General features: G+C 59.8%; 9 protein-coding genes and 1 pseudogene. 6 read left to right on the forward strand and 4 right to left on the reverse strand.

Translation table 11 applies throughout. The features are described from left to right. From purH to ACESMW_RS12145, 3 genes and pseudogenes are all read left to right on the forward strand, one after another. Positions 1–225, forward strand: a pseudogene (gene purH, locus ACESMW_RS12135) (bifunctional phosphoribosylaminoimidazolecarboxamide formyltransferase/IMP cyclohydrolase); the annotation flags it as partial. Positions 226–375: 150 nt separating this feature from the next. Then, on the forward strand, positions 376–1,662 hold the full coding sequence (gene purD / locus ACESMW_RS12140; protein ID WP_372987293.1) for a phosphoribosylamine--glycine ligase: 1,287 nt from the start codon (positions 376–378) through the stop codon (positions 1,660–1,662). A gap of 30 nt (positions 1,663–1,692) precedes the next feature. Next, positions 1,693–3,264 (forward strand): cation:proton antiporter, encoded by a 1,572-nt coding sequence (locus ACESMW_RS12145; protein WP_372987294.1) that lies wholly within the window; start codon positions 1,693–1,695, stop codon positions 3,262–3,264. On the opposite strand, the gene senA is transcribed toward ACESMW_RS12145, so the two are convergent. The 3 genes from senA to ACESMW_RS12160 form a co-directional block, all read right to left on the reverse strand. Beyond that, positions 3,234–4,580, reverse strand: a complete 1,347-nt coding sequence (gene senA, locus ACESMW_RS12150; protein WP_372987295.1) for a selenoneine synthase SenA — start codon at positions 4,578–4,580, stop codon at positions 3,234–3,236. The genes ACESMW_RS12145 and senA overlap by 31 nt on opposite strands. Before the next feature lie 115 nt (positions 4,581–4,695). Then, positions 4,696–6,498, reverse strand: a complete 1,803-nt coding sequence (locus tag ACESMW_RS12155) for an SLC13 family permease (protein ID WP_372987296.1) — start codon at positions 6,496–6,498, stop codon at positions 4,696–4,698. Positions 6,499–6,691: 193 nt separating this feature from the next. Continuing rightward, on the reverse strand, positions 6,692–8,284 hold the full coding sequence (locus tag ACESMW_RS12160) for an isocitrate lyase (RefSeq protein WP_372987297.1): 1,593 nt from the start codon (positions 8,282–8,284) through the stop codon (positions 6,692–6,694). A 300-nt stretch (positions 8,285–8,584) separates the two neighbouring features. On the opposite strand from ACESMW_RS12160, the gene ACESMW_RS12165 reads away from it, so the two are divergent. From ACESMW_RS12165 to ACESMW_RS12175, 3 genes are read left to right on the forward strand one after another with little or no spacing between them, the layout of a single operon-like run. Continuing rightward, positions 8,585–10,072 (forward strand): DUF1538 domain-containing protein, encoded by a 1,488-nt coding sequence (locus ACESMW_RS12165; RefSeq protein ID WP_372987298.1) that lies wholly within the window; start codon positions 8,585–8,587, stop codon positions 10,070–10,072. Further along, positions 10,069–10,419, forward strand: a complete 351-nt coding sequence (locus ACESMW_RS12170) for a P-II family nitrogen regulator (protein ID WP_092003597.1) — start codon at positions 10,069–10,071, stop codon at positions 10,417–10,419. Before ACESMW_RS12165 ends, ACESMW_RS12170 begins: the two co-directional genes overlap by 4 nt. Before the next feature lie 13 nt (positions 10,420–10,432). Beyond that, the gene (locus tag ACESMW_RS12175; protein WP_372987299.1) at positions 10,433–10,822 is read left to right on the forward strand and encodes a CBS domain-containing protein; all 390 of its coding nucleotides are present in this window, start codon (positions 10,433–10,435) and stop codon (positions 10,820–10,822) included. A gap of 20 nt (positions 10,823–10,842) precedes the next feature. Here ACESMW_RS12175 and ACESMW_RS12180 read toward each other — a convergent pair whose 3' ends face one another. Continuing rightward, positions 10,843–12,789 (reverse strand): CASTOR/POLLUX-related putative ion channel, encoded by a 1,947-nt coding sequence (locus ACESMW_RS12180; RefSeq protein ID WP_372987300.1) that lies wholly within the window; start codon positions 12,787–12,789, stop codon positions 10,843–10,845. Positions 12,790–12,855: the final 66 nt, after the last annotated feature.

Below are 12,855 nucleotides of genomic sequence, written 5' to 3' on the forward strand. Positions count from 1 at the left end.
ATCGCCGGTATCAAGGCAGCGGATGAAGGCCTGGAGGTGACGGGCTCGGTGATGTCCTCGGACGCATTTTTCCCGTTCCGGGACGGCATCGACGCCGCTGCTGCGGCAGGTATCACCGCGGTGATCCAGCCCGGCGGCTCCATGCGCGACCAGGAAGTGATTGACGCGGCCAATGAGCATGGCATTGCCATGGTGTTTACTGGCATGCGTCATTTCCGGCACTGAGTTTTTTGAAGTTGGGGTCAGATGAAGGCTTTCATCTGACCCCGGGTTTGAAGAGGGGGTCAGAACGGCTGTTCAGACCCCGGGGGATGGATCGAAATTGGGGTCTGAAGAACGCCTTCTTCTGACCCCGACTTAACAAGGTACAAGCTCATGAACATTCTGGTAATCGGCAGTGGCGGACGCGAGCATGCCCTGGCCTGGAAGGCTGCCCAGTCTCCGGATGCGGACAAGGTTTTCGTGGCGCCGGGCAACGCCGGCACAGCCCGGGAGCCGGGCCTGGAAAACGTCGATATCGACGTCATGGACCTCGAGGGTCTGGCCAACTTTGCCGCCGACAACAACGTCGGCCTGACCATCGTTGGCCCGGAAGCCCCCCTGGTGGCCGGCGTGGTGGACAGGTTCGAAGAGCGCGGCCTGCGCATCTTCGGACCCAGTGCCGGTGCCGCCCAGCTGGAAGGCTCCAAGGCCTTTACCAAGGACTTCCTGGCGCGCCAGAAGATTCCCACCGCCGCCTACGCCAACTTTACCGATGTCGACGAAGCCCTGGCCTACGTACGTGAACAGGGCGCCCCGATTGTGGTCAAGGCCGACGGCCTGGCCGCTGGCAAGGGCGTGATTGTCGCCATGACCCTCGAGGAAGCCGAAGACGCCATCCGCGACATGCTGGCCGGAAATGCCTTTGGCGACGCCGGCAGCCGGGTCGTTATCGAGGAATTCCTGGAGGGCGAGGAAGCCTCCTTTATCGTGATGGTGGATGGCGAGCACGTGCTGCCCATGGCCACTTCCCAGGACCACAAGCGCGTCGGCGACGGTGACACCGGCCCCAACACCGGTGGCATGGGCGCCTATTCCCCGGCACCGGTGGTTACCGCCGATGTGCACCAGCGCATCATGGATGAGGTGATCTATCCCACCGTGAAAGGTATGGCTGCCGAAGGCTATCCCTACAAGGGCTTCCTATACGCCGGCCTGATGATCGATAACGACGGCGCACCCAAGGTAATCGAGTTCAACTGCCGTTTCGGTGATCCGGAAACCCAGCCGATCATGCTACGCATGGAGTCCGACCTGGTGGAACTGTGCCATGCAGCCGTCGACGGCAAGCTGGACCAGTGCAAATCCGAGTGGGACGACCGCGCGTCCGTAGGCATAGTGCTGGCAGCCGGAGGCTACCCGGGCAGCTACAACAAGGGTGACGTCATTTCCGGCCTGCCGGAGACAGAAGTCGAGGGCGAGAAAGTGTTCCACGCCGGTACCCGGCTTGATGGCGATCAGGTCGTCACCAGCGGTGGCCGCGTGCTGTGCGCCACTGCCCTCGGCAACACCGTCACCGAGGCCCAGAAACGGGCCTACGAGCTGGCTGGCAAGATTCAGTGGGATGGTGTCTTCTACCGCAAGGACATCGCCTATCGGGCGATTGCCCGCGAACAGGCCTGATCTCACGGCGGTCCGAAGAGAGCACACAAGATGCCTGAAGCAGTCTGGATATCCTTTGCCTTCGTGTTGGGCCTGCTGGTCAAAACTGTCGGGTTACCGCCACTGGTAGGGTATCTGGCTGCCGGGTTTGTTCTGGCCGGGCTCTCGTCCGTCACCGGCCTGACCATCGAGGCCACGGACGCCCTGGGGCACATTGCCCACCTGGGTGTGCTCTTGCTGTTGTTCACGGTCGGCCTCAAGCTCAAGCTGCGCTCGATTGTCTCTCCGGAGGTAATCGGGGGCAGCCTGCTGCATTTCGCCATTACCTGCGTGGTCTTTGCGCCGCCCCTCTACTGGCTGCTGGAACTGGACTGGACCACGGCCGTCATGCTGGCCGTTGCCCTGTCGTTTTCCAGCACCGTACTTGCCGCCAAGGTTCTTGAGAGCAAACGGGAGCTCAGGGCCTTTCATGGCCGGGTCGCCATCGGCATCCTGATCATGCAGGACCTGATTGCCCTGGTGGTCATGAGCCTCGCCGCAGGAAAAACCCCTTCCCAATGGGCTCTGATGATTTTCGGCCTGCCGCTGCTCCGGCCCCTGCTTTTCCGGCTACTGGATGCCAGTGGGCATGATGAACTGCTGGTCCTGCTCGGCCTGTTGCTGGCGCTGGTTCTCGGGGGGCTGGGCTTCGAGGCCGTGGGTATGAGCTCCGAGCTGGGCGCGCTGATTTTCGGCGCCATGCTGGCGAATCACCCACGCTCCCAGGAGCTGGCAAGGTCCCTCTGGAGCGTCAAGGAAGTCTTTCTGGTCGGGTTTTTCCTGCAGATCGGGATCGGTGGCCTGCCCGACCAGCAGGCCCTGATCTTCGCTTTGGTGGCGGGGCTGGTTCTACCCCTGAAAGGCATCCTGTTCTACTTTCTGTTGCTGGCGTTCCGCCTGCGGGCAAGGAGCAGTTTCCTCACCTCCCTGTCACTGACCAATTACAGTGAGTTCGGTCTGATCGTTGCCAGTGTCGCCCTGCCGGATTGGCTGGTGCCTCTGGCCATCACGGTCTCCCTCTCCTTCCTGCTCTCGGCACCGGCGAACCGGTTTGCACACAGCATCTACGAGAAGATCAGTCATCGCATCGTGCGGTTCGAGAGCCGTAAAAGACACCCGGACGAACAGCCTATTTCACTGGGGGACACCCGGGTTCTGGTGATGGGCATGGGGCGCACCGGAACCGCCGCCTACGACTGGTTGCAGCCCCACGAATCACGGATCATGGGGCTGGACTCGGATCCGGCGAAAACCGAAAAGCACCAGAAAGAGGGGCGTAACGTGGTGTTTGCCGATGCCGAGGACACCACGTTCTGGGAAGGCCTGCACATGCCCGCACTGCAATCGGTTGTACTTGCCATGAGCGATATCGAGGGCAAGCTCATCGCCGCGCGCATGCTACGCAAACTCGGATTTACCGGCTACATCGTGGCGCACACCATGTTTGCCGACGAAGCCAGGAAAATCCGGGAGGCGGGTGCCAATGAAGCCTATCTGACCATGAGCGAAACCGGGGTGGCCCTGGCGAGCCACCTCATGGATGAATCGACCAATCAGAGCGCACAAGTCCGGAACCCGGTATAGACGTCATTGCGCAGCGGTAGGTAAGCCTGCCGGTAGGTTCCGCGAATCAGGATCGATGAGGTGGCACAGCTGCCGCCCTTGGTTACCTTGTGGTCGCCAAACTGCAGGGTCGACATGAACGGGTACATGTCCACCTTGAAGCCGTCGTAGGGCAGGAACTGGTTGCTTGTCCACTCCCACACCGAACCGATCATCTGCCGGCAGCCGAACGGGCTCTCGCCCGCCGGATAGTCCCAGACCGGATTCCGGGCCTGGGTCCGGCCGTCCATATCGGCATGAACGACGCTAGGTGCCTCATTGCCCCACGGAAACCGGCGGAAGGCCTCCCCCGGCCGGTTGGCCAGCGCAGCCACTTCCCACTCATATTCTGTCGGCAGGCGACGACCGGCCCAGTTGCACCAGGCTTCAGCCTCCCAGTAGGTCACATGGGTCACCGGGGCGTCCGGGTTCAACGGCTGCCACTGGTCGAACAGCCGCTCCTGCCAGTGGTTTTCATGCCAACGCCAGTACAGCGGATGCCTCGGTGCACGCATCAGTGGTTCTTCCAGACCGTGCACCAGACTGACATCCTGCTCTGTTTCCAGCCATTTCCGGCCGCCGAAGGACCAGAGCGCTGGGCGCTGGTAGCCGCCATCGTGGACAAAGGCCCGGAAGTCCCGATTGCTGACTAGTGTCCGGCTGATCCGGAAAGCATCCAGCTCTACTTCAAAACGAGGCTTTTCGTTATCAAAAGCGAAGTCCTCGCGGGCGTATGCCTCCGCGGTTCCCGGCATGCCAATGAGCCAGCGGCCGGCGGGCACCTCGGTGTCTCCCGAGACCGGCTCTGACGGGGCCGGCCGATCGCCGACATAGTCCGGTGGCGCCGGGTACGCCACCGTTTGCCGACACCAGATCAACGACTCAATGTGCATGTTCTGGTGGAAAATCGCATAGCGGTAAAGGTACAGGTCCTCGTCCGTCAGCGGCTTACTCTGGATGCGTTCCGCAATCCGGTCATAGATGGTGCGGAAGTAGGCGAGGGTCTTGGCCCGCCCCGGGAACAGGTCGGACCGCCAGCGGTCGCGGTGCTCGACGTGAAAGGAATCCCACAGGTCGTCCATGGAAGGATCGTAGCTGGGGGTGCCATCCAGCAGGTTGAATACGAAAACCTCGTAGAAAAACGCGGAGTGCCCCATCTCCCAGAGCGGCGGATTGACGCCTGGGTGATACGGCACATCCAGTTTATCTTCCGGCAACGTGCAGATCAGGCGCTCAGTCCGGGATCGGGCCTGCTCAAGCTCTGCCAGGAGGTTGGCTTTTACATCGTCAGATTGCATGGGTTCGAATCCCCGGGAAAATGCTTTGGAAAAGGATAACAGACATGAAACCGGCGGTGGCAGAAGCCGCCGTTTACCCCCAATCAATACGACCACCCGACCCGCGCCAGATGACCTAGCCCCAGACCCAGAGAATCGCCGGCACCGCAACGGCGGTCACGATCACCGAAAGAGGCAGGCCGAGGCGCCAGTAGTCTCCGAAGCGATAACCTCCGGGCTCCATCACCAGGGCGTTGGACTGGTGGCCGATGGGGGTCAGGAAGGCACAGGAGGCACCGATTGCCACCGCCATCAGTGTGGCATCGGAGGCCAGCCCCAATTGGGCTGCGATACCCAATGCAATGGGCGCCACCAGGATCGCCGCCGCGGCATTGTTGACCACATTGGACAGCAACATGGTGCCTACCAGGATGATGGCCAGCACCACCCAGGGCGCCTGCCCCTGGGCCATCGCCAGTATCTGCGTGGCGATGACCTCCGCCCCTCCGGTGGTTTCCAGGGCCCGACCCACCGGAATCATCGCCGCCAGCAGGACAATGACCGACCAGTCGATGGCGCGGTAGGCTTCCGAGGGATCGAGCAGGCGAGCAAGTACCATGGCAACGGCACAGGCCACCAGCGCCACGGGCGGTGTCAGCCATCCGGATATGATGGCCAGGATGGCGGCGGCGAACAGAGCGCCGGCCAGCACCAGATTCTTTTCCCGCCCGAAGGTCAGGCCACGCTGCGCCAGCGGCAGGCAGCCCAGAGTCTGCAGGGCACCGGTCAGGGTGTCCTCAAAACCCTGGACCAGAAGGATATCGCCAGAGCGCATCCGGATATCCGCGAGGCGCTGCTTCAACCGGTGACCCTGGCGCGCCACCGCAACAATATTCAGACCATAACGCTCGCGCAGGTTCAGACGGTTTGCGGTGCGGCCGATCAACCGGGACGAGGGGCTGATCACTGCCTCGACCAGTTGCACATCGCCGGTGGCCAGCTGCTTCTCGGCATCCCGCCGGCTCTCGCCTTCCTCTTCATCTTCCTCGGAAACCGTATGGGGCAGTATCAGACCGGTATGATCCAGGAATTCCTGCAGACTGTCGGTATCCGCCTCCACCAGCAACACATCCTGCTCCCGGAGCACCGTGAAGGTCGAGGGCGCCGGTGACGTCTTGTCGCCCCGGATCAGCGCCAGGACCACGAGACTTTTCCCGGAATCTCCGGAAGTCAGCAGATTGTGCAAGGTACTGCCGGCATAGTCGGACCCTTCCGGAACCTGCAGCTCGGTCACATAGTCACCGACACTGAACAGTTTGTCGCCCTCGGCGGGGTCGTCACGCCTGGGCGTCAGTCGCCAGCCAACCAGACTGATGAACAGGATACCCGCTGCGGTAACAGCCAGGCCCACTGGCGCAAAGTCAAACAGCCCGAAGGAACCGGCTTCCCGGTAACTGGCGATAATGATGTTCGGCGGGGTACCGATCAGGGTCATGGTGCCGCCCAGCAGGGAACCGAATGCCAGCGGCATCAATAACAGGGAAGGCGAACGCCCGGCCTGCCGTGACATCCAAACCGCCACCGGCATCAGCAGCGCCAGAGCGCCGACGTTGTTGATGAATCCTGAGCACAGGGCGACAACGAGAGTCAGCGTCACCACCTGAAGAACGGCGTTACGCCCGACACGCGCCAGCAGCCGGGCAACCGCATCCACGACTCCGCCATTCACCAACCCCTGGCTGATCACCAGCACCGCCGCGACGGTGATCACCGCCGGATGGCCAAACCCGGCAAACAGCTCATCGGCGGGCACCAGTCCGGCTACGGCCACCGCGAGCAGGGCCAGCATGGCAACAACGTCGAACCTGAGCCGGTTCCAGATGAACAGACCCAGTGTGGTCCCGAGGATCAGAAAAACCAGCCATTGTTCAGACAACATGAATAAGCAGCATCCAGATGCAAAGTCCTGACAGCAACCATAGCGCGACAACAGGGGCTTTGACAGAACCCCCTGGCACAAAGGGCCCTGCGGACAGAACAGACAAACAAAAACCCCGGGCAGCTTATGCTACCCGGGGTTTTTGGGGCCGGTGAGCGCCTGAGCCCTCACCGAGACAACAAGAACCGGTCGATTAACCGAACTGGTTCATAGTGTTGTCCTTACCACCGGCCTTCAGAGCCGCGTCACCTGCGAAGAATTCCTTGTGGTCATCACCGATGTTGGAACCAGCCATATCCTGGTGCTTCACGGTGGCGATACCCTGACGGATTTCCTTGCGCTGGACACCCGCAACGTAGGCCAGCATGCCTTCGTCGCCGAAGTAGCCCTTGGCCAGGTTGTCGGTGGACAGGGCTGCGGTGTGGTACGTCGGCAGCGTGATCAGGTGGTGGAAGATACCTGCTTCACGGGACGCGTCACGCTGGAAGTTCTGACACCACTGGTCGGCCAGCTGGGCCAGCTCGGTGCTGTCGTACTCTTCGCTCATCAGCTTGTCGCGGTCGTAGGCAGATACGTCCTTGCCTTCTTCCTTCCAGGCATCAAACACCTGCTGACGGAAGTTCAGGGTCCAGTTGAAGGACGGGCTGTTGTTGTAGACCAGCTTGGCATCGGGCACCACTTCCTTGATGCGGTTAACCATGGCAGCGATCTGGCCAACGTGCGGCTTCTCGGTTTCGATCCACAGCAGGTCAGCACCGTTCTGCAGGCTGGTGATGCAGTCCAGAACAACACGGTCTTCGCCAGTGCCCGGACGGAACTGGAACAGACCGGAAGCCAGACGCTTGGGCTTCATCAGCTTGCCGTTGGACTTGATCACAACGTCACCGTTGTTGATCTCGGACGCGTCCTCGATGTAGTCACCGTCGAGGAAGCTGTTGTACTGGTCGCCCAGGTCGCCCGGCTCGTCAGTAACCGCCAGCTTCTGGGTCAGGCCGGCACCCAGGGAGTCAGTACGGGCAACGATAACACCGTCGTCCACGCCCAGTTCCAGGAACGCCAGACGAACGGCGTTGATCTTGGACAGGAAGTCAGCGTGCGGAACGGTAACCTTGCCGTCCTGGTGACCACACTGCTTCTCGTCAGATACCTGGTTCTCGATCTGGATGCAGCAGGCACCGGCTTCGATCATCTTCTTGGCCAGCAGGTAGGTCGCTTCGGCGTTACCGAAACCGGCGTCGATGTCGGCGATGATCGGCACGATGTGGGTTTCGTGGTTGTCGATCTGTTGCTCGATTTCCTTGGCCTTGGCGGTGTCACCGGCATTCTCGGCTTCTTCCAGGGCACGGAACAGGTGGTTCAGTTCCCAGGCATCGGCCTGACGCAGGAAGGTGTAAAGCTCTTCGATCAGACCGGATACGGCAGTCTTCTCGTGCATGGACTGGTCAGGCAGCGGACCGAACTCGGAACGCAGGGCAGCAACCATCCAGCCGGACAGGTACAGGTAACGACGCTTGGTGGTACCGAAGTGCTTCTTGATGGACAGCATCTTCTGCTGACCGATGAAGCCGTGCCAGCAGCCCAGGGATTGGGTGTACTGGGAAGTGTCCTTGTCGTAGTTCGCCATGTCCTCGCGCATGATCTTGGCGGTGTACTTGGCGATGTCCAGACCAGTCTTGAACTTGTTCTGGGCGCGCATGCGAGCGGCGTGCTTCGGGTTGATAGCGTTCCAGGTCGGGTGCTGCTTCAACAGGGAAGCGATCTGGTCAACGTCTTGTGCGTAGGGCATGGGTCTCATCCTTTCTACGTTGGTTTTCTGATCATGTGCGGAGACACTTTTCAGCATCAGCCGAAGCCAGCTTCCTGCTCACTTTATGATCAGCTCGCTGGCGATGAGGAGTACTCTAGTACGTTCAAATTTATAATTGAAATTTATATTATGTATTTTCGGCATTTTTACGGTGAATGTCGAAGCTCGCTCCGAAACTCACCGGTTTGTTGAGTTCCGTCATTACCACGCAGTCGATGAATGCTAGTATTGATCTGAACGATCAGTACCACGAGCAGCGCAGGGCAAAAGGAATTCTCAGTGTTCTATCTTCGTGCGTTTACCCATTCGTTGTTCCATGCCCTCAAGAACCTGCTTCCGATCGTGGTCGTCGTCACCTTCTTTCAACTGATTATCCTGCAGCAGATCCCGGATAATCTCGCCAGCATGGTGCTGGGCCTGCTGATAGTCGCTGTCGGCGTGGCGCTGTTCCTCCAGGGACTTGAACTGAGCATCTTTCCGGTGGGCAAAAGCCTGTCGAACCAGTTTGCCAGAAAGGGATCGGTCGCAGTCCTGCTCGCCTTCGGATTTGCCATGGGTTTCTCGGCAGTCATTGCCGAACCGGCCCTCATTGCTGTCGCTGAACAGGCTGAAAGTATCAGCGGGGGGCGGATTGACAGCCTGACACTCAGAGGACTCGTCGCGGTTTCCGTCGGTCTGGTGGTGGCACTGGGCATCTTCCGGACCATCTTCGGTTATCCGCTGCACTGGTTCATGATCGCTGGCTATATCATTGTGGTCATCGTCACCTGGTTTGCGCCGGAGGAAATTGTCGGCCTGGCCTATGATTCCGGTGGCGTCACCACCAACGTGGTTACCGTACCGCTGGTGGCCGCCCTGGGCATCGGGCTTGCCGCCTCCATCCGGGGCAGAAATCCCCTGATCGACGGCTTCGGGCTGGTGGCTCTGGCGGTCATGGTGCCCATGATCACTGTTCAGATCTATGGCATGCTGGTTTATTCCGGCAACCCGGATACCGGAGAACTCATACTCACCAAAGAGACAGACACACCAGCGTCAACCGGCATAACCAGCATCCTGCTGGATCTCGTGGAAATGGTCCGGGATGTGCTGCCCATCATTCTGACCGTCCTGATTTTCCAGTACCTGGTCCTGCGCCGGAAGTTGAGCAACCCTCGCAAGGTTATATTCGGCTTCACGCTGGTCATTCTCGGCCTGTATGCCTTTGTCGTGGGCCTGAAAATGGGTCTTTTCCCGATTGGTACAAGCATGGCCGAGCAACTGACAGCCCGTGGGGACTACGCCTATATTTATCTGTTTGCACTGATGATCGGCTTTGCCACTACCATGGCGGAGCCGGCATTGATCGCCATAGGAAAACAGGCAGAAGAGGCCGCGGCCGGTACGCTGGATGGCAACGTCATACGGATGCTGGTCGCCGTCGGTGTTGCGGTCGGCATCACCATAGGCGTGCATCGCATCATTACCGGGGATTCCATCCACTATTACATCATGGCGGGCTATATTCTGGTGATATGCCTCACTGCATTGGCGCCCCGGTATATCGTTGCCCTGGCCTACGACCTTGGCGGCGTCACCACCTCCGAGGTCACCGTTCCCCTGGTGACAGCACTGGGGATCGGGCTTGCCTCGAGCATCGACGGTCGCAATGTCCTGATTGACGGCTTTGGCCTGATCGCATTCGCCTCGATCTTCCCTATTGTTACAGTGATGGCCTATGCCATCGTTTCCCAATTCATTTCTGATCGCAGGAAGGTAACCCAATGAAATTCTCTGCATTGGTAGCAATCGTTCCAGAGGATCTGGAACAGGAATGCATTGATGCGGCACGGGACCTGGGTGCCGGTGGCATGACCGTGCTCTCCGGTCGCGGTATCAGCAACACGACCAGAAAAACCTTCTTTGGGCTGACCTACGACGGCAGCCAGAGTGTGCTGCTCATGGTGCTGGAGAGGGCGCTGTCACTGGAGGTGCTGAAAGCCTTGCAAAAAGTCGTCATGCCCGACCCCAAGGACTCCCAGGGGCTGATTTTCACGGTACCGCTGGAGCATCTGGGCGGCATAGACATGGCCCAGGTGGAGAAATTCGAACAACACCTGAAAGACTCACTCTGATCGGAGAGACATCATGAAACTGGTCAAAGACGTGATGATAAGCGACATCATCAGGATTTCCCCCTTCGCCACCCTGCGGGAAGCGTTGTCACTGATGAAGCGCCACGACGTGAAATCACTGGTGGTCGAGCGCCAGAGTGAGCACGACGCCTGGGGACTGATCACCTACACCAATGTCCTGAAGGCCGTGGTTGCGGAAGACGGGGATATTGACCTGTTGAATGTCTACGATGTCTGTGCCAAGCCAGTCATCAGTGTGGGGGAGAGCCTGGCGTTAAGACATGCCGCCAGCCTTATGACCGAGCACAGGGTAAAGCGTCTTCTGGTGCTATCTGACAACGAGATCAAAGGTTTTGTGGTCATGGATGACATCATGCAGGCACTTCTGGAGACCATCGAATAACCACAGCCGCTTCCCTGCTCTCAGGTCTTGCTCATGACCATCAGCCTGTCCCCTGCCTTTATGTCCAGATACTGCTTGCGGGGAGGGTTCATCATGATATGACGCCCGCGCTCATCCGGCTCTGCCCGGAACAGGCCCAATGCTATTTCCCCCCTGTCAGCCACGATTTTCTCCAGCAAGCGGAAATCGGTGCTTGCGGGTAACGGGTAATCCGCGGGATCCCGGAACTGGATTTCCGCACCACCGACGGTGAACAACTCATCCAGCACTACCCTCAATTCCCGGCGCAACGCAACCTGGGCAAGTACGTGACTGAGAATCATCGGGCTGATCAGCATTTCACTTTTATGGCCATAGAGCAGGTGTCGGTTGTCCGGATCACTGAGCTCCATGATTACCTGAGGACGACTCGAAGACTCGGCCAGGATTTCCTCCAGCTGAAGGTAGCCCACCATGGCCCGGGCGTCCGCCTCCTCGCCGGAGCCGATACGATCACTGCTCAGCAACATCACGGTATGATAAGAGGCGGGATTCAGTCTCCTGAGGTCCTCCTCAACCATGTAATCAGCTTCCAGTAAGCGCCCGTTCACACTTGCCAGATCAATGCCATAACGGGCAATTTCCCGCTGACGCTCTTCCATGGGAATGGCCGAAACCAGATCCAGCTCGAACCTTCGATCCCGGTAGCTGGCGAACTCCGCGGCCAGACTGGCCACCCGTCGGTTCCAGCCCAGCACCAGCACTCGGTGCAGACCGGATCCGGTTCTGACAGACGGTACTAGAGCAGCTCTTTCAATCCTGGCCAGGGCCTCGGCTTTCAGATCGGAGCCAGTGTGGGCATAATCCCTGGCCAGCAGCACGATGCGATCATCGGGCCGAATGACCGTGTCCGAAGGCGCCATCAGGTTGACCTGCCAGCGATGTTCTGCGCCAGGATGCAAAAGACCCAGCACGATGGCATGCGGCCGCTGGGAAGCCAGTTCGCCAAGTGTAAGCCCTTCGGCGGTCTCGCCACCGCGCACATAGATTTCATTGCCCTCTCCGGCGGTGAGCAGTTCGTTGTAGACTTCTGACAGGTTGGGATGCAGAACATTCTGCACCATCAAACGACTGATGGTGGCATCACCAGCAACCACCTCCACTGCTCCAGGATAGGCCCTTTCAATCACCTGCAGCTTACGCATATCCTGGATCTCTGCCACCACGAAGGGCAGTGAGCCCCCCAGGTGGCGGGCTTCAGCAGCAATCGAGAGCAATGCCTTGACGGTGCCCACATCCGGGGTCAGCAGGCTACCGGTATCCTGCACCTGACTGGGCACAATCACCGCGGCCGCATCCAGGCAGGCGACCCGGTGAAGGGCTTCCGGCTGGATGGCGTTCCCGCTTCGGAAGATGACCTCCCGGGCCCGTCGACCGACGCCAGGCTCATTGATCAGCTCGTGGACCTGTCCGGCGCTGGCCTCCTCCGACAGGACCACAAGGCGCAGTTTCTGGGCGTCGTGCTTTTCCAGGAAGCGCTGCATCCGACCTGAAGAGCCAAACAGCTCTGCAACCAGCGGCGGTGTCTGAGCGGTCCAGCCCAGAACGACAATGTGGTTCTTCAGGGTGACGGGCGTGAGGCCACGCTCCAGATCCTGCATCTTGGCAATCAGCCAGCGGGTCAGGATGGCCACCAGAGTGCCCATGAACACCACATAGCCGGACACCGTCAGCAAAGTGGAAACGATTCGCTGCCAGGTGCCGACATCGTCACCCAGGTAGCCCGGATCGGTCAGCCTCAGGAACGCCCACCAGATCGCCGACCCGGCATCCTCGAATTCACCGCCCTGGGGTACCACCAGCATGCCGCCAATGAGCGAGATCAGCCCGATGAAAATGCCGACCACCAGCAACTGGAAACCCGCGCCCTTGACCAGCTGGCGCTCTACAATGAACTTGACGCGATCAACAACACGAAATGGCAGCATGGGATTCCCTTTGCCTGAGTCAGTCATGCTCCCTTAGGATAGAGCAAAGCGCTCATGGAGGTGAGC

It is taken from the genome of Marinobacter sp., assembly GCF_041690455.1.
In the GTDB taxonomy this organism is placed as follows: Bacteria; Pseudomonadota; Gammaproteobacteria; order Pseudomonadales; family Oleiphilaceae; genus Marinobacter.